Origin of the sequence: Noviherbaspirillum soli (assembly GCF_015352955.1) — a bacterium.
GTDB lineage: Bacteria > Pseudomonadota > Gammaproteobacteria > Burkholderiales > Burkholderiaceae_D > Noviherbaspirillum_A > Noviherbaspirillum_A soli.
The window spans coordinates 17,140-38,927 of record NZ_JACYOX010000016.1 but is presented as its reverse complement, the minus strand read 5'-3'; the positions used below and the strand labels follow the sequence as shown (position 1 = coordinate 38,927).

Annotated in this window: 22 protein-coding genes; 11 read left to right on the top strand and 11 right to left on the bottom strand. The window is 63.4% G+C overall.

The features are described from left to right. The coding region (locus IGW04_RS26230) for a phosphoenolpyruvate carboxylase (RefSeq protein ID WP_194713590.1) at nt 1–127 on the top strand (127 nt) is incomplete at its 5' end. A 31-nt stretch (nt 128–158) separates the two neighbouring features. Then, the gene (locus IGW04_RS13415; RefSeq protein WP_194713589.1) at nt 159–449 is read left to right on the top strand and encodes a DUF427 domain-containing protein; all 291 of its coding nucleotides are present in this window, start codon (nt 159–161) and stop codon (nt 447–449) included. A 440-nt stretch (nt 450–889) separates the two neighbouring features. On the opposite strand, the gene IGW04_RS13410 is transcribed toward IGW04_RS13415, so the two are convergent. The 6 genes from IGW04_RS13410 to IGW04_RS13385 form a co-directional block, all read right to left on the bottom strand. Next, nucleotides 890–1,504, bottom strand: coding sequence for a PqiC family protein (locus IGW04_RS13410; RefSeq protein ID WP_194713588.1), 615 nt, complete (start codon nt 1,502–1,504; stop codon nt 890–892). A 1-nt stretch (nt 1,505) separates the two neighbouring features. Next, a complete protein-coding gene (locus IGW04_RS13405) occupies nt 1,506–3,149 on the bottom strand; it encodes a PqiB family protein (RefSeq protein WP_194713587.1) in 1,644 nt (547 codons plus the stop codon). Beyond that, entirely contained in the window at nt 3,136–3,753 is a 618-nt protein-coding gene (locus IGW04_RS13400; RefSeq protein WP_194713586.1) for a paraquat-inducible protein A, read from the bottom strand. The genes IGW04_RS13405 and IGW04_RS13400 overlap by 14 nt, the downstream gene beginning before the upstream one ends. A gap of 37 nt (nt 3,754–3,790) precedes the next feature. Then, complete coding sequence (locus IGW04_RS13395; protein WP_194713585.1) at nt 3,791–4,483, bottom strand: paraquat-inducible protein A; 693 nt, start codon at nt 4,481–4,483, stop codon at nt 3,791–3,793. Nucleotides 4,484–4,627: 144 nt separating this feature from the next. After that, complete coding sequence (locus IGW04_RS13390) at nt 4,628–5,392, bottom strand: LytR/AlgR family response regulator transcription factor (protein ID WP_194713584.1); 765 nt, start codon at nt 5,390–5,392, stop codon at nt 4,628–4,630. Beyond that, nucleotides 5,392–6,426, bottom strand: a complete 1,035-nt coding sequence (locus IGW04_RS13385) for a sensor histidine kinase (RefSeq protein ID WP_194713583.1) — start codon at nt 6,424–6,426, stop codon at nt 5,392–5,394. The genes IGW04_RS13390 and IGW04_RS13385 overlap by 1 nt, the downstream gene beginning before the upstream one ends. A 101-nt stretch (nt 6,427–6,527) precedes the next feature. Between IGW04_RS13385 and argH the strand changes: the two genes are divergently transcribed. The 3 genes from argH to IGW04_RS13370 all read left to right on the top strand — a co-directional run bounded on the left by argH (nt 6,528) and on the right by IGW04_RS13370 (nt 10,643). Then, nucleotides 6,528–7,922, top strand: a complete 1,395-nt coding sequence (gene argH, locus IGW04_RS13380; protein ID WP_194713582.1) for an argininosuccinate lyase — start codon at nt 6,528–6,530, stop codon at nt 7,920–7,922. A gap of 433 nt (nt 7,923–8,355) precedes the next feature. Continuing rightward, nucleotides 8,356–8,940, top strand: coding sequence for a TRAP transporter small permease subunit (locus IGW04_RS13375; RefSeq protein WP_194713581.1), 585 nt, complete (start codon nt 8,356–8,358; stop codon nt 8,938–8,940). An 11-nt stretch (nt 8,941–8,951) separates the two neighbouring features. Further along, the gene (locus IGW04_RS13370; RefSeq protein WP_194713580.1) at nt 8,952–10,643 is read left to right on the top strand and encodes a TRAP transporter large permease; all 1,692 of its coding nucleotides are present in this window, start codon (nt 8,952–8,954) and stop codon (nt 10,641–10,643) included. A 132-nt stretch (nt 10,644–10,775) separates the two neighbouring features. On the opposite strand, the gene IGW04_RS13365 is transcribed toward IGW04_RS13370, so the two are convergent. The 3 genes from IGW04_RS13365 to pmbA form a co-directional block, all read right to left on the bottom strand. Then, the gene (locus IGW04_RS13365) at nt 10,776–11,864 is read right to left on the bottom strand and encodes a TRAP transporter substrate-binding protein (protein WP_194713579.1); all 1,089 of its coding nucleotides are present in this window, start codon (nt 11,862–11,864) and stop codon (nt 10,776–10,778) included. 149 nt (nt 11,865–12,013) lie between these two features. Then, a complete protein-coding gene (locus tag IGW04_RS13360; protein WP_194713578.1) occupies nt 12,014–13,093 on the bottom strand; it encodes a TRAP transporter substrate-binding protein in 1,080 nt (359 codons plus the stop codon). A gap of 187 nt (nt 13,094–13,280) precedes the next feature. Further along, complete coding sequence (pmbA, locus tag IGW04_RS13355; protein WP_194713577.1) at nt 13,281–14,645, bottom strand: metalloprotease PmbA; 1,365 nt, start codon at nt 14,643–14,645, stop codon at nt 13,281–13,283. Between the two features lie 75 nt (nt 14,646–14,720). Here pmbA and yjgA point away from each other — a divergent pair, with 75 nt between their 5' ends. Genes yjgA through IGW04_RS13340 form a run of 3 tightly spaced genes read left to right on the top strand, consistent with a single transcriptional unit; the run spans nt 14,721 to nt 16,599 of the window. Next, nucleotides 14,721–15,317 (top strand): ribosome biogenesis factor YjgA, encoded by a 597-nt coding sequence (gene yjgA, locus IGW04_RS13350; protein ID WP_194713576.1) that lies wholly within the window; start codon nt 14,721–14,723, stop codon nt 15,315–15,317. Continuing rightward, entirely contained in the window at nt 15,307–15,915 is a 609-nt protein-coding gene (gene mog, locus IGW04_RS13345) for a molybdopterin adenylyltransferase (RefSeq protein ID WP_194713575.1), read from the top strand. Before yjgA ends, mog begins: the two co-directional genes overlap by 11 nt. A 12-nt stretch (nt 15,916–15,927) precedes the next feature. After that, a complete protein-coding gene (locus IGW04_RS13340; protein ID WP_194713574.1) occupies nt 15,928–16,599 on the top strand; it encodes an alpha/beta hydrolase in 672 nt (223 codons plus the stop codon). Nucleotides 16,600–16,690: 91 nt separating this feature from the next. Here the strand turns inward: IGW04_RS13340 and purU are convergent, their stop codons facing one another. Both purU and IGW04_RS13330 read right to left on the bottom strand, forming a co-directional pair. Continuing rightward, the gene (purU, locus tag IGW04_RS13335) at nt 16,691–17,560 is read right to left on the bottom strand and encodes a formyltetrahydrofolate deformylase (protein ID WP_194713573.1); all 870 of its coding nucleotides are present in this window, start codon (nt 17,558–17,560) and stop codon (nt 16,691–16,693) included. A 137-nt stretch (nt 17,561–17,697) separates the two neighbouring features. Continuing rightward, a complete protein-coding gene (locus IGW04_RS13330) occupies nt 17,698–18,261 on the bottom strand; it encodes a bactofilin family protein (RefSeq protein WP_194713572.1) in 564 nt (187 codons plus the stop codon). 280 nt (nt 18,262–18,541) lie between these two features. On the opposite strand from IGW04_RS13330, the gene IGW04_RS13325 reads away from it, so the two are divergent. From IGW04_RS13325 to IGW04_RS13315, 3 genes are all read left to right on the top strand, one after another. Then, entirely contained in the window at nt 18,542–19,576 is a 1,035-nt protein-coding gene (locus IGW04_RS13325) for an NADP-dependent oxidoreductase (RefSeq protein WP_194713571.1), read from the top strand. Between the two features lie 91 nt (nt 19,577–19,667). Further along, entirely contained in the window at nt 19,668–20,744 is a 1,077-nt protein-coding gene (locus IGW04_RS13320; RefSeq protein ID WP_228527081.1) for a YjgN family protein, read from the top strand. Nucleotides 20,745–20,754: 10 nt separating this feature from the next. Continuing rightward, entirely contained in the window at nt 20,755–21,759 is a 1,005-nt protein-coding gene (locus IGW04_RS13315; RefSeq protein ID WP_194713570.1) for a M48 family metallopeptidase, read from the top strand. Nucleotides 21,760–21,788 lie beyond the last annotated feature (29 nt).

Below are 21,788 nucleotides of genomic sequence, written 5' to 3'. Positions count from 1 at the left end.
GCAGGTGGAACTGATCAAGCGCAACCGCGCCACTGCCGCCGCCGACAAGCCGCGGGATGGCCGGGTCAACCGCGGCATCCACCTGTCCATCAACGGCATCGCGGCCGGACTGCGCAACACCGGCTGACAACCCTTAACCCACCACCGGAGGACGCATCATGACCAAAGCTGTCTGGAACCAGGCCGTCATTGCCGAGGCTGCGCAGGAAGACATCGTCGTAGTCGAGGGCAACCGCTATTTCCCCGCCGCATCCGTCAACAACGCAATGCTGCGTCCGAGCGCCACGCACACCACCTGCCCGTGGAAAGGCATCGCCAGCTATTACGACGTGGTGGTCGATGGCCAGGTCAACAAGGACGCGGCCTGGTACTATCCCGAGCCCAAGGATGCAGCCAGCGAAATCGCCGGCCGCGTGGCGTTCTGGCGCGGGGTGACAGTGGCGGATTAGAACCCACTTGGCCCCACTGGTTTGTCGCTGCTAGCGCATTTCCAACCTGACTGGCATCAGCCGGCCAAGCAAGATTGCCTTTGGAAGATTCACCCAGGGGTTGGTAGGGTGCAATACCCGAAGGGCATTGCACCGCGGTCGCATACCGTAAAGATCATCTCAAGGACCTTCGCTGGTCCACGCATGGTGGAATGCCCCTTCGGGGTATTCCACCCTACGGCATCAGGGGCATGCCAAGGGCGCAGGACGCGAGGTGCGCCGCACCTGGGTCTGCGGCATGAGGCTAGTCTGGCCAAATTCGCTCTAGCCGCGTTGCCGCCGGCGCTGCGTTGCGGCTGTTCGCCGCAGCCCCGCTACGGCTTAGCGCTACCCTCGCATGCCCCTTGTTCCGGCATCAATTTGCCTCGGTCTTTCCCGAGTCCGACAGGCCAGAGGCGGTCCTAGCGCGACGCCGACTGCGCGGCGCGCACAGCCTGCGCCACCTGCACGCTCATCGCCGACAGCGCCTTCCCATAAGCAGCGGCAATGGCGTCATAGCCGCCCGGTCCGGTCGGCTCGGTGGCGGCGAAGCGGCCGCTGCCCAGTTCCTTGCCGCCCTCCTGACGCAGCGTCCATAGCGCCTGGACGGCCACGCTGTCATTGAGCGTCGCGTCGAAACGCTCGATATCCACCGCTACCCGGTAGGCCGCGTTGCGGCCTGCCTGGCCGTCATGCACGCTGACCTGGGCATCGGGCAGTTGCGCGCCGACGCCGGCGGCAAGCGCCCGGGCGATCTCGCTCCTGAGCGAACCCGCCCAGCGGTGCTTGTCAAGGATCTCGACCCGGTTTGGCCCTTCCCTGACCACCATCTGCGTGCGGTCCAGCGCTTCCGGCACCCGCACTGGGCCGATTGCCACGCCGTAGCGCGCCGGCGCGGACGCCGTCGCTACGGGCGCGGGCGCCATCGCGCTGGCCGGCGCCAGCGTGTAGAACCTGTCCTTGGGCGCCGTGCCGCACGCAGCCAGCAGAATGGTCATTGCAATGCAGCCAATGGCGGCGCGGGCTTTTCCTGTCATGTCAATCGCCTTTCTTGCCGCGTATCAGCGACTCCGGATGCCGGCTCAGGTAGTCGGCCAGGTCCTGCAGGGTGCGCGCGGCGCGGCTGACCTCGGTCAGCGTGTCGCGCAGGTCGGACTGCACCGGGGCATCCGATGCCAGTGTGCGTTCGGCATTGCCCAACGCCTTGCGCGCCGATTCCAGCGTGCCGCGCAGTTCCGGCACGACGCTGCTGTCGACCTGCTTCAGGGTGCTGTTGGCGCTCTTCAGCGTTGTGTCCAGGGTCTTCAGCGCGCGGCTGAGGTCATTGCCTATCGTGTCGAAAGGCACTTTCTCCAGCTTGCCGGCGATATTGCCCAGGGTCTGCTGTATGTCTTCCAGCGCGCCCGGGGCGGTCGGCAATTCCACCGGCTGCTTGTTCCAGTCGATCTTGGCCTTCGGCGCCTTGGGGAAGAAATCCAGCGCCACGTACAGCTGGCCGGTCAGCAGGTTGGCGCTCTTCAACTGGGCGCGGAAACCGCGCGCCACCATCCGGTCCAGCAGTTGCTGCGGATTGCGCTCCATCGCCGACATCTCCGGCGCGCCGGGACGGTAACGGGCGCGCATGCGCTCCGGATAGATGTCGATCTCCACCGGGAAGCGCACCACCTTGTCTTCACGGTCGTACTCGATGCTGACCGACTTCACCTCGCCCAGCGGTATGCCGCGGAAATCCACCTGCGCGCCGGGCGCCAGGCCGCGCAGCGACTCGTCGAAGTACAGCACATAGCTGTGCACTTCCCGGCTGATCAGCTTCAGCGCCGACGCCTTGTTGTCGTAGAGCGGGAACATGGTGTCGGCCAGGGCGGGATCGCCGGCCGCGGTTTCCTCCGGCGCCTGGAAGGAAATGCCGCCGACGATAATGGATGTCAGCGACTCGGTGTTGAGCTTCACGCCCGAGGATTCAATCGACACGTCGATGCCGCTGGCATGCCAGAAGCGGGCATTGGTGGTCACCAGGCGGTCGTGCGGCGCATTGACAAATACTTCCAGCGTGATGCCCTTGCCGTTTTCATCGAGCTTGTAGGCCGTGATGCTGCCCACTTCCACCCGCCGGTAGTACACCGGCGCGCCGACATACAGCGAACCGATGTCGTCGGCATGCAGCTTGAAGCGCCGGCCCGGCAGGTCCGATGGAATCGGCGGCGGCGTCTCCAGGCCCTTGAAGTCCCACTTCTCTTCCTCCGACTTGCCGGCATCGAGGCCGATATAGGCGCCGGACAGCAGCGTGCCCAGGCCGCTGATGCTGTTCAGTGTCACCCGGGGGCGCACTACCCAGAATTTGGTGTCGGCCACCAGCAGGTCCTCGGCCTGCTTGGCCATCTTGGCGGTGACGATCACATGGCTGCGGTCCTTGGCGATGGCGATCGCCGACACGGTGCCGATGTCGACCTCCTTGTAGCGCAGCTTGGTCTTGCCGGCTTCCAGGCCGTCGGCATTGGCGAATTCGATGGTGACGGTGGGACCGCGCTGCATCAGGTAATGAATCGCCACCCAGCCGCCCACCAGCGCCGCCACCAGCGGAATCAGCCAGACGATGTTGACCGCCCAGCGCCGCTTGGGCACATTCAACGCCTCGGGAATCGGGGATGCGGCTTGCGGCAGCTTGTCTTCACTCACGGGCATCTCCAGCAGCGTCCCAGATCAGGCGCGGGTCGAAGGTATGGGCGGCGACCATGGTCACCACGACCACCGCGCCGAAGGCCAGCGCGCCGGGTCCGACCTCGATCGATGCCAGCGTGCCGACCTGCACCAGCGTCACTGTCAGCGCCACGACATAGATATCCAGCATCGACCAGCGGCCGACGAACTCCACCAGCCGGAACAGCTGGGTGCGCTGCAGCGCGCGGCGCCGGCTCTTCAGCTGCACCGACACCAAGAGCCAGGTCAGCGCCAGCAGCTTGGTCAGCGGCACCACGATACTGGCGATGAATACCAGGCCGGCGATCATCCACGAGCCGCTTTCCCAGAACATCAGGATGCCGCTCATGATGGTGTCGCTCTCGGCGGTGAGCAGCGCCCGGCTTTCGAGGATGGGCAGCAGGTTGGCCGGGATGTAGAGGATATAGGCGAGGATGACCAGCGCCCAGGTGCGGGAAATGCTGTCGGGCTTGCGCGCATGCAGCCGCGCATGGCATCTCGGGCAATGGCCGCGCGCATGCGCCGGCAGGCGTGACAGCATGCCGCAGCTGTGGCAGGAGACCAGGCCCTGCTGCAGGGCGGAAGGCATCAGGCGCTCCCATCGCGCGCCGGTCGTACCGGTGTTTTCATTGCAGGCTTTCCTTCATGTCCAGCGCCGTCTCGCGCTCCTCCACCCAACCCCAGAAATCGCGCACGCTGAAGGCCGAAGCCGCCATGGTGAAGAACACGATCAATGCGCAGAACGACCACAGGGACACGCCGGGAATGATGTTGGCAAAGTCGGTCAGCTTGACCAGGGTGACCAGCACGCCCAGCAGCATGATTTCCATCATGCTCCACGGATGGATGGCCAGCACCAGCCGGAACACTGCCGGCGTATCCGGCGCTATTCGGCCCAGCGCCAGCGGCACCAGCAGATACAGCATGCAGGCGATCTCGATGGCCGGCAGCACGATGGTCGTCAGCAGCACCAGCGTGGCGACCAGTTCGCGCCCCTGGTTGTAGACGGTGACCACGGTATTGATCAGGGTTGCCTCGACATGCGCGCCCTGCACTTCCAGCACCGCGATCGGGAACAGGTTGGAGACCACCAGCAGCACCGCGCAGCTCGCCATCAGCGCCAGCATCAGCGGCAGGCTGGCGCGGGTGCCACGGTAGAGCACGCTGTTGCAGCGGCTGCAGTGGGCATCGGCATGGCTGCCCAGCGCCACTTCATATTGCAGCAGGTCGCACTCCCCGCAGGCGATCAGCCGCGCCCCGCTGGCCAGTGCTGGCGCCGGCAAGGTTGGGGTCGGGTCGTTTCCAGGCTCGGGATTCACGCGTAGGGCTGAAGGGAAAAGGTGGCCAATGGCAATATGATCAACAGGCTATCCTATGACGCGCAGCTGAACAATAGGCGGCGCGCCTGATGCGCACGAGCGTTATCCCAACGCAATCCATGCGATTGCGGTCACGGCGCCGGTTCAGCGCACCAATGCCTTGACCACTGGCCATTGTCTTCGGGAAATCGGAAGGCGTTCCGCGACATCGCGCAGGATCACCTGCCATGCTTCCTGCCCGCGCTCGCTCTCGCCGTCGGCGCCCACCACGCCGCGCTCGACGCCCATGATGGCCTTGCGCGCCACCAGGGTGTTGCGATGGACGCGGACGAACACATCGTCCAGTTCTTCCTCGATGGAAGACAGCGAGTCCTCGATCAGGTAGTCGCGGGTGCGGGTGCGCAGGGTCACGTATTTCAGCTCGGCCTTCAGGTACAGCACGTCCGTGACCGGCACCAGCAGCAGGCGGTCGCGCTCGTGCACGGTGAAATGCGCCCGTCGCGGCGTCGCTTCGGCAGTGCCGCTGCTGCGGCCGCGCAAGGTGGCGACGCGCTTCAGGGCCTGCGCCAGCCGCGCCGCCCGTACCGGCTTGACCAGATAGTCCAGCGCATGCACGTCGAAGGCGTTGAGCGCATAGTCCTCGTGGGCGCTGACGAACACCACCGCCGGCATTTCCTCTCCTTCCCGCGCAAGGCGCGCGGCCAGGTCCAGCCCGCTCATGCCGGGCATCTGGATATCCAGCAGCACGATGTCGGGACGGGTATCGACGATGCCCTGCAGCGCGCCGGCGGCGTCGCTGGCCTGGCCGACCAGTTCATTCGGACACTCTTCCGCGATATCGGCCAGCAGGATGGCCAGCCGCGACCTGGCATGCTCCTCATCGTCCACGATGAATATGCGTTGACTCATTAACTCTCCTTGACATAGGGAAAGCGCAGGCGCACTTCGAAAAAGCCGCGCGCTATCGTCGTCACCAGGTGCGCCTCGACGTCGTACAGCAGCGCCAGGCGTTCCCGGATATTGTCCAGCGCCATATGGTTGCCGGGCGAACTGCGGTCAGGATGATGCGGATTGATCACTGCAATGTCCAGCCTGTCGCCCCATCGGCTCAGGTGGATCTGCACCAGCATCGGCTCGCGCGCCGGTTCGACGCCATGATGGACCGCGTTTTCCAGCAGCGGCTGCAGCAGCAGCGACGGAATTTGCGCGCTGTGCAGCACTTCGTCGCTCATGTTGGTCAGCTCCCACTCCACCTGCAGACGCTCGCCGAGGCGGATTTTCTCGATGGAAAGATATTGTTCGCACAGCCGCAATTCCTGCTCCAGCGTGGTGAGGTCGCGGGCATCGCGCAGCAGCGCGCGGAACAGTTCGGCCAGGTCTTCCAGCGTCGCCTCGGCCTGGCGCGGCGCGGTGCGGATCAGGGAGAGCACCGCATTGAGGCTGTTGAACAGGAAGTGCGGCCGGATGCGCGCCTGCAGCGCCTGCAATCGCGCCTCGGCCAGCGCCGGCGAAAAGGCGCGGGTGCGCAGCTCGAAATAATGCTGCAGCACCGTGCCCAGCAGCGCCGCAGTCACCACGCCCTGAATCATCGCCAGGCCGGCCGGGTCGACGACATACAGGTTGAGCGTGGCCAGGAAACGGATGATCACGGCCGTGACCGAGGCCGGCACCACCATGCAGGCCGGGCGCTGAAGCCACGGCGGAAAATGGGCCAGCGGCTTCCGGGCCGCGCACAGGATCAGCAGCGAGGCCAGGCTGGCAAGTTCAACCAGCACCGAGGCCTCGATGAAGGACAGGATGGCCGCGCCCAGCGTCTGCGCCTGCGCCAGGATGGCCACCATCACCGCGCCATTCACCGCCACCAGCGTGCGCAGGATCACGCCGAGGTTGCAGCAGTCGGGCAGAACGGATACGGGCGCGGCGGCCGGAACGGTTGCAGACATGGATAAGATCGAGAACGAGATGGTACGGGTCCAAGCGGTCCCTGCCAGTCGGAAGGCCTACCCGCTTGCTCTATAATCCCGTAATTCTCCGGGACACAATTATGACAGCACAACTCTCCAAAAAAAGTGAAGCGTGGTCGGCACGCTTTTCCGAACCCGTTTCCGACCTGGTCAAGCGTTATACCGCATCGGTGTTTTTCGACAAGCGCCTGGCCGAGTTCGATATCCAGGGCTCGCTTGCCCATGCGGACATGCTGGCCGAACAGAACATCATCAGCCGCCAGGACCTGCAGGATATCCAGCGCGGCATGGCGCAGATCCAGTCCGAAATCGCCGCCGGCCAGTTCGAATGGCTGCTCGACCTGGAAGACGTCCACCTGAATATCGAAAAACGCCTGACCGAACTGGTCGGCGACGCCGGCAAGCGGCTGCATACCGGCCGTTCGCGCAATGACCAGGTTGCCACCGACATCCGGCTCTACCTGCGCCATGCGATCGACGACATCAGCGGCCTGCTGCGCGAGTTGCGCCTGGCGCTGACCGACCTGGCCGAACAGCATGCCGACACCATCCTGCCGGGCTTCACCCATATGCAGGTGGCGCAGCCGGTCACGTTCGGCCATCACATGCTGGCTTACGTGGAAATGTTCGGCCGCGATGCCGAACGCATGGCGGATTGCCGCAAGCGGGTCAACCGCCTGCCGCTGGGCGCGGCGGCGCTGGCCGGCACTACCTTCCCGATCGACCGCGAGCGGGTCGCGGCCACGCTGGGCTTCGACGATGTCTGCCGCAACTCCCTGGACGCGGTGTCCGACCGTGATTTCGCCATCGAGTTCTGCGCCGCCGCCGCGCTGGTGATGACCCATGTGTCGCGCATGTCCGAGGAACTGGTGATCTGGATGAGCCCGCGCGTGGGCTTCATCGACATCGCCGACCGCTTCTGCACCGGCTCGTCCATCATGCCGCAAAAGAAGAACCCGGACGTGCCCGAACTGGCGCGCGGCAAGACCGGCCGCGTCAACGGCCACCTGATCGCGCTGCTGACCCTGATGAAGGGACAGCCGCTGGCCTACAACAAGGACAACCAGGAAGACAAGGAGCCGCTATTCGACACCGTCGACACCGTCACCGACACCCTGCGCATCTTCGCCGACATGGCGCGCGGCATCACGGTGCGCCCGGACGCGATGCGCGCCGCCGCCTTCCAGGGCTATGCCACCGCGACCGACCTGGCAGATTACCTGGTCAAGAAAGGCCTGCCCTTCCGCGACGCCCATGAAGCGGTTGCCCATGCGGTGCGCGCCTGCGTGGACCGCGGCTGCGACCTGGCCGACCTGTCGCTGGAAGACCTGCGCCAGTTCAGCAGCCTGGTTGCCGACGATGTGTTCCAGGTGCTGACACTGGAAGGCTCGGTCGCTGCGCGCGACCATGTGGGCGGCACCGCGCCCAATCAGGTACGGGCGGCCATCGCCAGGGTACGCGCAGAACTGGGCTGAAGATCCCTGTCGGGCCGGCGGTTTCACCAGGACCCGTGACGCCGGCCTGATCGCTTGATGATGTTTTTTTACGACTTCAGCATTCATCTTCCGCACGTTCCGCCGTTAAACAAATCGATTTTGGCAAACTGGCAAAACTTTTTTTGGCGTGCATGGATTTTCTTTCCATTGGCAGGCAATTTTTTCTATACTCCGTCGACGCCGCGCCTCCGGGCCATGATCACCGCGACTTAAAACAACTCCTGCATATCCACACAAAGCTCCCGTAATTCCGCCTCGGCGGCATTGCGGGTTTTTATGCCGAAACGCTTGTTCCTTATCAGAAATGTCATATACTCCCACCCGCTCACGCAGGAACAAGCCCGTACCAGTCGTGCCGCCGCGCCACTCGAGGGCAACCCCCCATATCTGAAAATCAAGACGGAGACAAACCATGTCTTTACTGCTTTCGCTTGCGCGTCTGATCGACGCGATCAATGAAAAGATCGGCCTCGCGGTGAGTTGGGCGCTGCTGCTGGCAGTGCTGGTCTGCGCCGGCAATGCGATCATCCGCTACAGCCTGAACATGAGTTCGAATGCCTGGCTCGAGATCCAGTGGTACCTGTTTGCCGCGATGTTCATGCTGGCCAGCGCCTACACCTTGAAGCGAAATGAACATGTGCGCATCGATGTCGTCGTGGGCCGTTTTTCACGCCGTACCCAGGCCATCATCGACATCCTCGGTTTCCTGTTCTTCCTGCTGCCGGTGTCGCTGCTTATCCTCTATTTCTCCATCCCCTACGCGATGGAATCGATCCGCAACCAGGAAGTATCGAGCAATGCCGGCGGCCTCATCCTGTGGCCGGCCAAGCTGCTGATCCCGGTCGGCTTCGTGCTGATGATCCTTCAGGGTTTCTCCGAACTGATCAAGCGCCTGGGCTTCCTCGCCGGCCTGGTGGATGCACGCGAGTTCGAGAAGCACGCGGCCAGTCCGGAAGAAGAAATCGCCGCCATCAAGGCCGCCAACAAGCTCGACTAGGATAGAAAATCATGAGCGCATTCCTGATTGCAAATATGGCGCCGGTCATGTTCGGCGCACTGGTGTTATTCCTGCTGTCGGGCTTCCCGGTGGCATTCGCGCTGGCCGCCAACGGCCTGCTGTTCGGCCTGCTTGGCATCGAGCTGGGGCTGTTGAAGCCGGAACTGCTGCAAGCCCTGCCAAACCGGCTGTTCGGCATCATGGCCAACGACACCCTGCTGGCGATTCCCTTCTTCACCTTCATGGGCCTGATCCTCGAACGATCCGGCATGGCGGAAGACCTGCTCGACACCATCGGCCAATTGTTTGGCCCGATCCGCGGCGGCGTCGCCTATGCGGTGATCTTCGTCGGCGCGCTGCTGGCGGCCACCACTGGCGTGGTCGCGGCATCGGTGATCTCGATGGGCCTGATCTCGCTGCCGGTCATGCTGCGCTACGGTTACGACAAGCGGCTGGCCAGCGGCGTGATCGCCGCCTCGGGCACGCTGGCGCAGATCATCCCGCCGTCGCTGGTGCTGATCGTGATGGCCGACCAGCTTGGCCGGTCGGTTGGCGACATGTACAAGGCCGCATTCTTCCCCGGCCTGATGCTCACCGCCATGTACGCCGGCTATGTGATGTCGGTATCGATCTTCCGCCCGAGCGCAGCGCCGGCCCTGCCGCTGGAGGCACGCAACCTGCGCCAGCCGGACGGATCGAGCGGCGTCAAGTCGCTGGCGGTGCTTCTCGTCGTGGCAATAGGCATCACCTACCTGTTCGACGGCTGGTTCGGCGCGCGCCACCCGAACAAGCCCGCCGATGAGGTGATGATCTACGGCGCCTCGCTGGCAACCGCGGTCTGCTTCCTGTTCGCTTACCTCAATCGCAAGCTCGGCCTGAACATGCTCTCGCGCATGGCCGAGCGTGTCGTGTTCGTGCTGATCCCGCCGCTGGCGCTGATCTTCCTGGTGCTCGGTACGATTTTCGTCGGCATCGCCACACCGACCGAAGGGGGCGGCATGGGTGCGCTGGGCGCACTGATCCTGGCCATCATGAACCGGCGCCTGAGCTGGAGCCTGTTGAAGCAGGCGATGGATTCCACCACCCGCCTGTCCTGCTTCGTGATCTTCATCCTGATCGGCTCCAGCGTGTTCTCGCTGGTGTTCCGCGGCGTGAATGGCGACCTCTGGGTCGAGCACCTGCTGACCTCCCTGCCGGGCGGCAAGGCCGGCTTCCTGATCGTGGTGAACATCCTGTTCTTCGGACTCGCCTTCTTCCTGGACTTCTTCGAGCTGGCATTCATCCTGGTGCCGCTGGTCGGTCCGGTCGCCGAAAAGATGGGCATCGACCTGATCTGGTTCGGCGTGCTGCTGGGCGTGAACATGCAGACATCCTTCATGCACCCCCCGTTCGGCTTCGCGCTTTTTTACCTGCGCTCGGTGGCGCCCAAGGAAGTCAAGACCTCGGACATCTACTGGGGATCGGTGCCCTTCGTGCTGATCCAGGTGATCATGGTGTCGCTCATCATCGCCTTCCCGCAGCTGGTGTCGGTCGAGAAGCATGCCGACATGAAGGAGCAGCTTGAATTGCGCATCGACACGCCGTCCGAAAACAGCCAGCCCGACGCCCAGCCCAACCTGGACTTCTCGACCAGCGAGGAGCAGAAGCCAGCCGATGGCGGCGAACCGCAGTTGAACTTTTCGACCGAAGGCGAGAAGAAGTAGCATCCGCGAATCCGGCGATCAGGAACCGGTCGCCATGTAGCAAGAACAAAGGCCCCGCTTGATGACGGGGCCTTTTCTTTGGGGGCCACCGCATCGCGGCGTCTCCCAGGCTTGATCAGGGCCTTGCAGGAATCAGCGTGCGCTGTTCATGTAGTTTTGCAGGGTTGCCTCGGCTACCGAAAACCACTGGTTTTCGTCCTGGCGGAAGCGCTTCCACGGTTCATACACCTTCTTGAACTTGGGATTCTTCGACGCTTCCTCTTCCATCACCTCCTGGGCTGCCTTGTAGCAGGCGTCCATGATGCCGCGTGAGAAGCTGCGCAGCTTGACGCCGCTCTTGAGCAGGCGCGCCAGCGCACTCGGATTGCGGGCATCGTACTGTGCCTGCATGACGACGTGCGCCTCGTACGAGGCCGCTTCGAACGCCGCCTGATAGACCTTGGGCAGCTTCTCCCATTCCTTTGCGTTCACATAGAAGGAGATCTGCGGACCGCTCTCCCACCAGCCGGGCGCATAGTAAAAAGGCGCAACCTTGTTGAAACCCAGCTTTTCATCGTCGTAGGGCCCGATCCACTCGGCCGCATCGATGGTGCCCTTTTCCAGCGCGGGATAGATGTCGCCACCCGCGAGTTGCTGCGGCACCAGGCCCAGGCGTTGCATCACCCGTCCGGCAAAGCCGCCGATGCGCATCTTCAGCCCATTCAGGTCTTCGACCGTCTTGATCTCCTTGCGGAACCAGCCGCCCATCTGGGTGCCGGTATTGCCGCCCATGAAGTTGACGATGTCGTAGTCACGCAGAAAATCGCGCATCAGCTCACGGCCGCCGCCCTGATCGAACCAGGCGGTCTGCTGGCGTGAATTCAGGCCGAATGGCACGGCGCAGTCGAAGGCAAACGTGGGGTCCTTGCCAAAATAGTAGTAGGAGCAGGTATGGCCCACTTCCACGGTATTGGCCTGGACGGCATCCGCCACCTGCAGCGCCGGCACGATCTCGCCGCCGGGGAAGGCGCGGATGGCGAATTTGCCGTCGGTGAGCGCGGCTACACGCCTGGCAAGGGTTTCGGCGCCGCCGTAGATGGTGTCGAGGGATTTCGGGAAACTGGAGGCAAGGCGCCAGTTGATGGAAGGCAGGGTTTGCGCCACGGATGGGGTGGCAATCGAGGCAATGCTTCCGGCGAGAGCGCCGGCGCCGGCGGTGCGGATGAACGAACGACGTTCCATATTTTCTCCTGAGTAAATGATGCTGACTTGGCTTACTGCTCCTTTGCTGCGGCTACGACACTGGAAAAAAGCCCGTAGGACTTGCGTGCTACGGGCGCTTTGAAACAACTGCCGGCCGGCGGATCCGCCGGCCTGTGACTTGCTGCGACTTACTTGCGGCTGACCATGAAGTTGGCGATCGGCGCTTCCGACACCGAGTACCACTGGTTCTGGTTCTGGCGGAACTGCTTCCACGGCTCGTAGATCTTCTTGAACTTCGCGTTCTTCGCTGCTTCTTCCTCCATCACCTCGGTCGACGCCTTGTAGGCGGCTTCCATGATGTCGCGCGAGAAGGTGCGCAGCTTGACGCCTGCCTTCAGCAGACGGGCCAGCGCGGCCGGATTGCGGTGGTCGAAGTCGGCCTGCATGAACAGGTGCGCTTCATGGCTGGCGACTTCGAAGGCATGCTGGTATTCCTTCGGCAGCTTTTCCCATTCCTTGATGCCGACCATGAAGTTGAGCTGCGCGCTCGCTTCCCACCAGCCCGGCGCGTAGTAGAACGGCGCCACGCGGTTGAAGCCCAGCTTCTCATCGTCGTACGGACCGACCCATTCCGCCGCGTCGATCGTGCCCTTTTCCAGCGCCGGGTAGATGTCGCCGCCGCCGATCTGCTGCGGCACCACGCCCAGGCGCTGCACCACACGGCCAGCAAGGCCGCTGATGCGCATCTTCAGGCCGTCCATGTCCTTCAGGGTCTTGATCTCCTTGCGATACCAGCCGCCCATCTGGGTGCCGGTGTTGCCGCCCATGAAGTTCAGGATGCCATAGTCCTTGTAGAACTCGCGCATCAGTTCCTTGCCGCCGCCGAACTCGAACCAGGACGTCTGCTGGCGCGAGGTCAGGCCGAAAGGCACTGCGGTGTCGAAGCAGAATGCCGGGTCCTTGCCGAAATAGTAATAGCCAGCGCTATGGCCCATTTCCACCGTGCCGGCCTGCACTGCATCCACCACCTGGAGCGCCGGAACGATTTCACCCGCGGCGAACACGCGGATGTTGAATTTGCCGCCGGTCAGTTCGGCTACCCGCTTGGACATGCGCTCCGCAGCGCCATAGATGACGTCCAGCGATTTCGGGAAGCTCGACGCCAGGCGCCAGTTGACGGTGGGCTGCGACTGCGCCAGCGCTGGCGCTGCAATCGCGCCTACCGATGCGCCAACCGCGGCTTTTTTCAAAAAGGAACGTCGTTCCATGATGTTGTTATCTCCAGAGACTTTGTGATGTATAGGAATGGCGGCAGCCCGGCACAGGAAAAGTTGCCGGGCCAACGGCGTTGCAGATTGTAGGGGCGGCAACGAAACGCCGCAATACAAATAGCTGCGACTATGCACAAGTTGCTACAGGGTGCGATACGCCATGCTGTCCCGGCCGGCGCTGCGCTCAATTGCCGGCGACGGTCATGCTTTCGATCAGGATGGAACCGGTTTGACGGGTGCCGCGCACCAGCGTGTCAGTGCCGATGCCGACAATCTGCTCGAACATCGATTTCATGTTGCCGGCAATCGTGATTTCCTCGACCGGGTACTGGATCACGCCATTCTCCACCCAGTAACCCGACGCGCCGCGCGAATAGTCGCCGGTGACGTAATTGACGCCCTGCCCCATCAGTTCGGTCACCAGAAGGCCGGTGCCCATTTTCCTGAGCATGCCGGCGAAGTCATCCTCTGCGGTGGTACGGCTGGAGGTGATATCGAGGTTATGGGCGCCGCCCGCATTGCCGGTGGTTTTCAGGCCCAGCTTGCGGGCCGAATAGGTGGACAGGAAATAGCCCTGCACCACGCCGTCCCGCACCACGTCGCGGCGGGTGGTCTTCACGCCCTCCTCGTCGAACGGCGCCGAGCCGACTGCGCCGGGCCGGTGCGGGTCTTCGGCCACCTGGATGTGATCGGCGAATACCCGGCTGCCGACCGAGTCGTGCAGGAAGGTGGACTTGCGGTACAGCGCGCCGCCCGACACCGCCTGCACGAAAGCCCCCAGCAGGCCGGCGGCCAGCGGCGCTTCGAACAGCACCGGGCACTTGCGGGTGTCGAGCTTGCGCGCATTCAGGCGCGCAAGCGCGCGCTCGGCAGCGTATCGGCCTATGGCCTCGGGCGCAGCCAGTTTTGCCGGGTCGCGCACCGAGGAGTACCAGCTGTCGCGCTGCATATTGCCGCCGCGGCCGGCGATCGGCACGACCGACATCGTGTGGCGGGAATAGGGATAGCCGCCGATGAAGCCGCGGGTATTGGCGCTGACGAAGTGCGACCGCTGCGCATGCACGCTGGCGCCTTCGCTGTTTGCCACACGCGGATCGACTGCGAAGGCCGCCGCCTCGGCACGGGCGGCCAGGGCGATCGCCTCTTCGGCGCTGATGGTCCAGGGGTAGCAGAGCTGCAGGTCGCGCGGCTGGAATTCCAGCGTGTCCTCGTCCGGCAGGCCGGCACAGTCGTCCTCGGCGGTGAAGCGGGCGATATTGCAGGCTGCGTCCACGGTATCCTTCAGCGACTGCTGTCCGAAGTCCGACGTGCTGGCGCTGCCGCGCCGCACGGCGCCCTGCCTGCCCATGTAGATCGTGACCGAGATGCCCTTGTCCTTGTTCTGCTCGATGGTCTCCACGTCCCCCCGCCGCACCGTGACCGACAGGCCGCTGCCCTCGCTGATCTGCACCGCGGCATCGGACGCGCCGGCTTCCCTGGCGTAACGCAGCACATCTTCGGCAAGCGCACGCAACTGGTCCTGGCTGTGGATAAACAAGGTATCGTTCATAGCGGATTTTAGGGGGCCGTGTAAAAGAGTTATCATAGCAGCCGTTTACCGAATGGCTCATGCCGCATCCCTATCATGCCTAATTCCAACCGGGGCTCCACCGGATTCCAGTCGAACGAGTTCGAACAGGATTACGACCGCCCATCCAAATCCCAGCTCAAGCGTGAAATGACCGCCTTGCAGAAGCTGGGCGCAGAACTGATTGCCGAACCGCGCGAACGCGTCAAGCGCGTGCCCATGCCGGAGGACGTGCGCGACGCCATCCTCGAATGCCAGACCATCAAGGACCATGAGGGCCGCCGCCGCCAGCTGCAGTACGTCGGCAAGAAAATGCGCACCCTGGAAGAAGAGGAAGTCGCGCTGATCCGCAAGACCATCGACAGCTGGAAGCAGCCGTCGCGCGCCGAAACCGCCGCGATGCATGCCATGGAACGCCGCCGCGACAAGCTGCTGGCAGACGATGGCGCGCTGACCGAATTGCGCGCCCAATATCCCGAACTCGATGTGCAGCAGATGCGCACCCTGATCCGCAATGCCCGGCGCGAACAGGCCGAACAGAAGCCGCCGAAGGCCTACCGCGAAATTTTCCAGGTGTTGAAGCAGCTGCAGGGCGGCGCCGCCAAGCCGGCAGAAACCGGCCAGGAAGACGAAGGAGAAGACGATGAGGAATGACGGCGCCGCGCGCATCGGCCTGGTATCGGTGTCTGACCGCGCATCGGGCGGCGTCTACCAGGACCAGGGCATCCCCGCGCTGAATGAATGGCTGGCCAGCGCCCTGACCAGCCCGTTCGAGGTGGAAACCCGCCTGGTTGCCGATGAACGCGACCAGATCGAGGCCGCGCTGATCGAACTGGTGGACCAGCTGCAATGCGACCTGGTGATCACCACCGGCGGCACCGGCCCGGCCCGGCGCGACGTGACGCCGGAAGCCACCCTGGCCGTGGGCACCAAGGAAATGCCCGGCTTTGGCGAACAGATGCGCCAGATCAGCCTGCATTTCGTGCCTACCGCCATCCTGTCGCGCCAGGTCGCGGTGATCCGCGAGGCCGACGGCCATGCGGCGCTGATCATCAACCTGCCCGGCCAGCCCAAGTCGATCCGCGAGACCCTGGAAGGCCTGAAGGACGCCGATGGCAAGCAGCTGGTGGCAGGCATCTTCGCCGCCGTGCCCTATTGCATCGACCTGATCGGCGGTCCGTACATCGAGGCCAACGAGTCGGTATGCAAGGTCTTCCGTCCGAAATCGGCAATCCGTCCAAAAACCGCATGAGGCTTCCCACAGATGACTTCCGCAGCGCTTGAAACCATAGAAATGGAAACCGGCCCCAATCCCGCCGCCTCCGTGATCTGGCTGCACGGCCTGGGCGCCAGCGGCGACGATTTCGTGCCGATCGTGCGTGAACTGGACCTGGCCGGCATGCCGGACATCCGCTTCGTCTTTCCGCATGCACCCACCATGCCTGTCACCATCAACAACGGTTATGTGATGCGGGCCTGGTACGACATCATCGGCGCCGACCTGTCGCGCCGCGAGGATGAAAAGGGATTGCGGGCGTCGCAGGCGATGGTGGAACAGCTGATCGCCCAGGAAAAGGCGCGCGGCATCCCGGCCGGGCGCATCGTGCTGGCGGGTTTTTCCCAAGGCTGTGCGATGACAATACAGACCGGCCTGCGTCATCCCGAGAAACTGGCTGGCCTGCTCTGCCTGTCGGGCTATGTGCCGCTGCACACCACGATTGCCGAGGAAGGGCATTCATCCAACCAGGCCACGCCGATCTTCATGGCGCATGGCCGCGGCGACCAGGTGATTCCCATCATCCGCGCCGAGCAGTCCCGCGATCTGCTGCGTTCATTGGGATACGAGGTGGAATGGCACGAGTACCTGATGCCGCACTCGGTCTGCCAGGAGGAAGTGGACGACATCAGCGCCTGGTTCCGGCGCGTGCTGGGCTGACGGCGCCACCCTGGCGAAATGCGGTCGTGCAATAAAAAACAGGCAGGGAAACCTGCCTGTTTTGCTTATCCGGTGATCTGAACCTCGCCGCTTACCTGAACACCACCGTCTTGTGGCCATTCAGCAGGATCCGGTGTTCCACGAACCACTTGACTGCCCGCGCCAGCACCACGCACTCGACATCGCGGCCGATGGCGGTCAGGGTGTCCGGGTCCATCGCGTGATCTACACGCTCCACATCCTGCTCGATGATCGGGCCTTCGTCCAGGTCGCTGGTGACGAAATGCGCCGTCGCGCCGATCAGCTTCACGCCGCGGTCATGGGCCTGGTAATACGGCTTGGCGCCCTTGAAACTGGGCAGGAAAGAATGATGGATGTTGATCGCACGGCCTCTCAACGCCTCGCACATTTGCGGCGACAGGATCTGCATGTAACGCGCCAGCACCACCAGGTCGATGTCATGCTCGCGCACGATGTCAAGCACCTTCTCTTCCTGCGTGCGCTTGGCCTCCGCCGATGCGCCCGGCGCCAGCGGCAGGTGGTGGAACGGAATGTTGTAGCTGGCCGAGAGCTGATAGAAATCGGTGTGGTTGGACACGATGGCCGGAATTTCCACCGGCAGCAGCCCGCTCTTGTAGCGGAACAGCAGGTCGTTCAGGCAATGGCCGATCTTCGACACCATGATCAGCATGCGCGGCTTCTTGTGCGCATCATTCAGTTGCCAGTTCATCTGCATGCTGTCGCCCAGCACGGCGAAGTCGCTGCGCAGCAGCGCATCGCCGATGCCGCTGTCTTCCAGCGAAAAATGCACGCGCATGAAGAACAGCTTGGACTGGGCGTCGCCGAACTGGGCGGAGTCGATGATGTTGCAGCCATGCTCGGCCAGGAAGCCCGATACGCGATGGACGATGCCACGCTGATCCAGGCAGGAAAGGGTAAGGATGTATTCCGGGTGCGTCATGTTGTTGATGTTCGGATGCGGCAAAGCCGGTTATTGTCGCACGAGCCGGGGTTTCGGAAGATAAACCCCTGAAACAAAAATGCCGGCGCCCTGGTGGGCGCCGGCATCGTTACGGTCTGGCGCTGAAGCGTAGACGATCAGACGGCTGCCTTGGCCACGGACAGGCCGGAGCGAGCGCCTTCCGAACCAACCTGGGTGTCGCCAGCCAGTTCGCCGCCCTCTTCGATCACGATCTTGCCGTAACGCACCGTGCCGATGACCTTGCCGGTTGAATAGATCACCAGCTTCTGGCGAGCCGTCAGGTTGCCGTCAAAGGTGCCGCGCACATGGGCGACATCGATTTCAGCGGAGCCGCTGAAGGAACCCTGCTCGGCGATCTGGATCTCACGCGCTTCCATGGTTGCCTCGACCGTGCCTTCCACCACCAGGGTGTCGCAGTCGGTGATCTGGCCGCCGGTCAGCTTGATCTTGGGGCCGACGATGAGCTTGCTGCCGCCTTCGGACGACGCCGGCGCCGGTGCGGCCGGTGCAGGCGCAACACCGCTGGTGCTGCCCGGTCCCATGCCGGCCGGGCTTGGGGCCGGTTTGACAGCGCTGGACATGCCGCCCGGCTGAGTGCCGGGGGTGGATGCGTTCAACGGCGAATTGGGGGTGGTGGAATTGGGTTCGCGCTTGCCAAAAAGGGTTTCGGAACGAAGCATGGGATCTCCTGGAAATAACTAGAACAAGGGCCGGTTTAGGGACGTAGGGCCGCGTCGGTGGCGCGTTTCAACCTACGGTATCAGTCGCTGCTGGCTTGCCGGAACCGGCAAATCATCGAGTTTATGCTCTGGAGCAACAATATTGAGCTTGCGGATCGCAAAGCTCCCGGCTTGGTCTGATGAACGAACAGAAAGTTCCGGTTTTCTTACAAAAGGCCAAAAAAGCACGATCGTTTCAATCTGCGGTATAGTGCCTCACCCAACTCAACAGGAGACCAAGATGACCACGACCCTCACCAACCAGCAGGTCCGCCTTGCCGCCCGCCCGGTCGGCGTGCCCAAGGACAGCGACTGGCAGCATACATCCGAACCGGTACGCGAACTCGCTGATGGCGAGATCCTGGTCAAGGTCATCTACCTGTCTCTCGATCCAGCCATGCGCGGCTGGATGAATGAAGGCAAATCCTATATCCGCCCGGTCGGCATCGGCGAGGTGATGCGCGCCGGCGGCATCGGCCGCGTGGTGGCGTCGAAGTCGCCGAAATTTGCCGTGGGCGACACCGTGTCCGGCGTGACTGGCGTGCAGCAATACTGGATCGGCGCCGCCGACGACAAGGCCGCGGCCTTCTACAAGGTCGATCCGTCGGCCGCCCCGCTGCCCAAGTACCTGAATGCGCTGGGCATGCCCGGCATGACCGCCTATTTCGGCCTGCTGGAAGTCGGCCAGCCCAAGGCTGGCGAAACCGTGGTGGTGTCCGGCGCCGCCGGCGCCGTCGGGCAAACGGTGGGGCAAGTCGCCAGGCAGCGCGGCTGCCGCGTGGTCGGCATTGCCGGCGGCAAGGAGAAATGCGATTTCGTGGTCAATGAACTGGGCTTCGATGCCTGCATCGACTACAAGACCGGCTCGGTGAAGGACGGGCTGAAGCAGCATTGCCCGAACGGCGTGGACGTCTACTTCGACAATGTCGGCGGCGATATCCTGGACGCGGTGCTGACCCGCATCAACATGAAGGCGCGCATCATCATCTGCGGCGCAATCTCCCAGTACAACAACACCACGCCGGTGAAGGGTCCGGCAAACTACCTGTCGCTGCTGGTCAACCGGGCGCGCATGGAAGGCATCGTGGTGTTCGACTGGGCCGACCGCTACCCGGAGGCGGCCGCACAGATGGCGCAGTGGATGAAGGATGGCAGCTTCAAGTCCCGCGAAGACATCGTCGAAGGCCTGGAAAACTTCCCGAAGACGCTGCTGATGCTGTTCGAGGGCCGCAATTTCGGCAAGCTGATCCTTAAGGTGGCCGACGAACAGGACTAACCGGCTTTATTCCGCTAATACTTTTTATTATTGGTTGACAATTTCCTGGAGGCAGGCAATCTGCGGGCTTCCTTCACCTCCAGGAACCTCGATGCCTGCCATCACTCCCACCACCAACACGTCTTTCTCCACCGGGCAACTGGTCATGGTCGAGCCGGTCAGCTTTACCGGCACCGGCGCCGAATACTTTCGCATCTGGATCACCAACACCTTCCTGTCCATCGTCACGCTGGGCATTTACTCGGCCTGGGCCAAGGTCCGGCGCACCCGCTACTTCTACGGCAATACCCGCCTGGCCGGCGCGAGCTTCGACTACCATGGCGAACCGAAGGCCATTCTCAAGGGTCGCGCGGCGGCGCTGCTGCTGCTCATTGCCTACCAGGTGTTCTCGGAAATGCCGGGCCTGCTGGCTGGCGCGCTGGCCTTGCTGCTGATCGCGGCATTGCCCTGGCTGATCTGGCGAAGTCTGCAGTTCAAGCTCTACAACACAAGTTACCGGGGCATACGCTTCGGGTTTGGCGGCAGCGCGGCGAGCGCCTATATCGCCTATCTGATGTGGCCGGTGATTTCCTCGCTGACCGCCTTCCTGCTGGCGCCGATGGCGCACCAGCGCATCAAGCGCTTCCAGCATGGCGAAAGCCGTTATGGCGCCAGCCGCTTTTCCTTCGACGCCAGCGTCGGACGTTTCTATTTGCTGTACCTGAAGGCGTTCCTGGTGTTTGTGGCTGGCGGCATCGTGCTGGGCCTGCTATTGGGCAACCTGCTGGCTGCCTTCTACCGGCACAGCGGCGCGCAAACGGAAGCCTTCCGCGGCGCCCTGGTCTTTCTGGCGGCTTTTTATGTATGGGCCATGCTGATGTATCCGGTGTTCAGCGCCATGCTGCAGAACCTGGTCTGGAATCACACCTCCATCGGTCCACACCGCGTCGAAAGCCGGGTAGCGCTCGGGCGGGTGGCCTTCATCGCGCTGACCAACCTGCTGGCCATCCTCTGCACGCTGGGCCTGTATATGCCTTTTGCAAAGATGCGGATGATGAAATACCGGCTTGAATCGGTCGGGCTGCTGGTCGATGGCAGCCTTGACGATTTCGTCGCCGATGCGCAGGCCCAGGCCGGCGCCACCGGCGAAGGCGTGGCCGACCTGCTGGATTTTGATTTGTCGCTATGAGGCTTGACCGATGAGCATTCGTGCCGCCTATTTCGATGGCAAGACATCGCGTCGCCACCAGGTGATCCTGACGGTGGAAGACGGCGTGGCAAGCATCAGCGGCGAAGCCAGCCGGCGCTGCCCGCTGTCCCAGCTGCGGGTATCGGAAGCAAGCCGGCATGGCACGCGCCTCGTCACCTTTCCGGACGGCGCCTATCTCGACATTGAAGACCAGCAAGGCTTCGCCCGCATGCTGGCGGCAACCGGCCACACCGACAGCCTGGTGAGCCGGCTGCAGCAAAGCTGGCGGGCGACGCTGCTGGCGGCGCTGGCGATGGCCGCCATCATCGCCCTGCTGTGGCGTTTAGCGCTACCGATGGCGGCAGACCTGGTCGCGGCCATGCTTCCATCGTCGGTGGAAAGCCGGCTGGGAGACGCAACCATGCAAGCGCTGGACGCCAGGTTGTTCGATGCCAGCCGCTTGCGGGAAGAGCAGCAACAGCGCATAAGAACCCGCTTCAGCACGCTGGCCGGAAGCACCGCCGGTACGCCGCATTTCGAACTGCTGTTCCGCAAGAGCCGCATCGGCCCGAATGCGCTTGCACTGCCGGCAGGCCGCATCGTGGTGACTGACGAACTCGCCACGCTCTTGGCTGACGATGAGGATGCGCTGATGGCAGTGCTGGCGCATGAACTGGGCCATCTGCACCACCGCCACCTGGTGCGCCGGCTGGTGCATGGCGCGGCTGTGGGCGCAGCCGGGATGGCGCTATTCGGCGACGCTTCCGGCCTGGTTGCCACTCTCCCGACACTGATGCTGGACCTGCATCATTCGCGCAATGCGGAACGCGAAGCCGACCTGTATGCCGCGCGCTGGCTCAAGGCCGGCGGCCTGGGCGCGGCCAGCCTGGCAGCGGCGCTGGAACGCCTGAACGGCGTGAAGGATGACGGTCCCGCCTATCTGTCCACCCATCCCGCCACGGCGGAACGCATTGCCCGCCTACGCGAATTGCACGAATTGCACGAATTGCGCTGAACGCGCCGCCCCATGAAAAAAGGGGTTGC

Coding starts and splice junctions, on each gene's coding strand:
- purU (WP_194713573.1), bottom strand. CDS start 17,560: ATGACGCACCCGGAATACATCCTTACCCTTTCCTGCCTGGATCAGCGT.
- IGW04_RS13385 (WP_194713583.1), bottom strand. CDS start 6,426: ATGTCTGCAACCGTTCCGGCCGCCGCGCCCGTATCCGTTCTGCCCGAC.
- IGW04_RS13325 (WP_194713571.1), top strand. CDS start 18,542: ATGACCACGACCCTCACCAACCAGCAGGTCCGCCTTGCCGCCCGCCCG.
- IGW04_RS13330 (WP_194713572.1), bottom strand. CDS start 18,261: ATGCTTCGTTCCGAAACCCTTTTTGGCAAGCGCGAACCCAATTCCACC.
- IGW04_RS13370 (WP_194713580.1), top strand. CDS start 8,952: ATGAGCGCATTCCTGATTGCAAATATGGCGCCGGTCATGTTCGGCGCA.
- IGW04_RS13365 (WP_194713579.1), bottom strand. CDS start 11,864: ATGGAACGTCGTTCGTTCATCCGCACCGCCGGCGCCGGCGCTCTCGCC.
- mog (WP_194713575.1), top strand. CDS start 15,307: ATGAGGAATGACGGCGCCGCGCGCATCGGCCTGGTATCGGTGTCTGAC.
- IGW04_RS13360 (WP_194713578.1), bottom strand. CDS start 13,093: ATGGAACGACGTTCCTTTTTGAAAAAAGCCGCGGTTGGCGCATCGGTA.
- IGW04_RS13320 (WP_228527081.1), top strand. CDS start 19,668: ATGCCTGCCATCACTCCCACCACCAACACGTCTTTCTCCACCGGGCAA.
- IGW04_RS13375 (WP_194713581.1), top strand. CDS start 8,356: ATGTCTTTACTGCTTTCGCTTGCGCGTCTGATCGACGCGATCAATGAA.
- IGW04_RS13315 (WP_194713570.1), top strand. CDS start 20,755: ATGAGCATTCGTGCCGCCTATTTCGATGGCAAGACATCGCGTCGCCAC.
- IGW04_RS13400 (WP_194713586.1), bottom strand. CDS start 3,753: ATGCCTTCCGCCCTGCAGCAGGGCCTGGTCTCCTGCCACAGCTGCGGC.
- pmbA (WP_194713577.1), bottom strand. CDS start 14,645: ATGAACGATACCTTGTTTATCCACAGCCAGGACCAGTTGCGTGCGCTT.
- IGW04_RS13390 (WP_194713584.1), bottom strand. CDS start 5,392: ATGAGTCAACGCATATTCATCGTGGACGATGAGGAGCATGCCAGGTCG.
- IGW04_RS13405 (WP_194713587.1), bottom strand. CDS start 3,149: ATGCCCGTGAGTGAAGACAAGCTGCCGCAAGCCGCATCCCCGATTCCC.
- argH (WP_194713582.1), top strand. CDS start 6,528: ATGACAGCACAACTCTCCAAAAAAAGTGAAGCGTGGTCGGCACGCTTT.
- IGW04_RS13410 (WP_194713588.1), bottom strand. CDS start 1,504: ATGACAGGAAAAGCCCGCGCCGCCATTGGCTGCATTGCAATGACCATT.
- IGW04_RS13415 (WP_194713589.1), top strand. CDS start 159: ATGACCAAAGCTGTCTGGAACCAGGCCGTCATTGCCGAGGCTGCGCAG.
- yjgA (WP_194713576.1), top strand. CDS start 14,721: ATGCCTAATTCCAACCGGGGCTCCACCGGATTCCAGTCGAACGAGTTC.
- IGW04_RS13340 (WP_194713574.1), top strand. CDS start 15,928: ATGACTTCCGCAGCGCTTGAAACCATAGAAATGGAAACCGGCCCCAAT.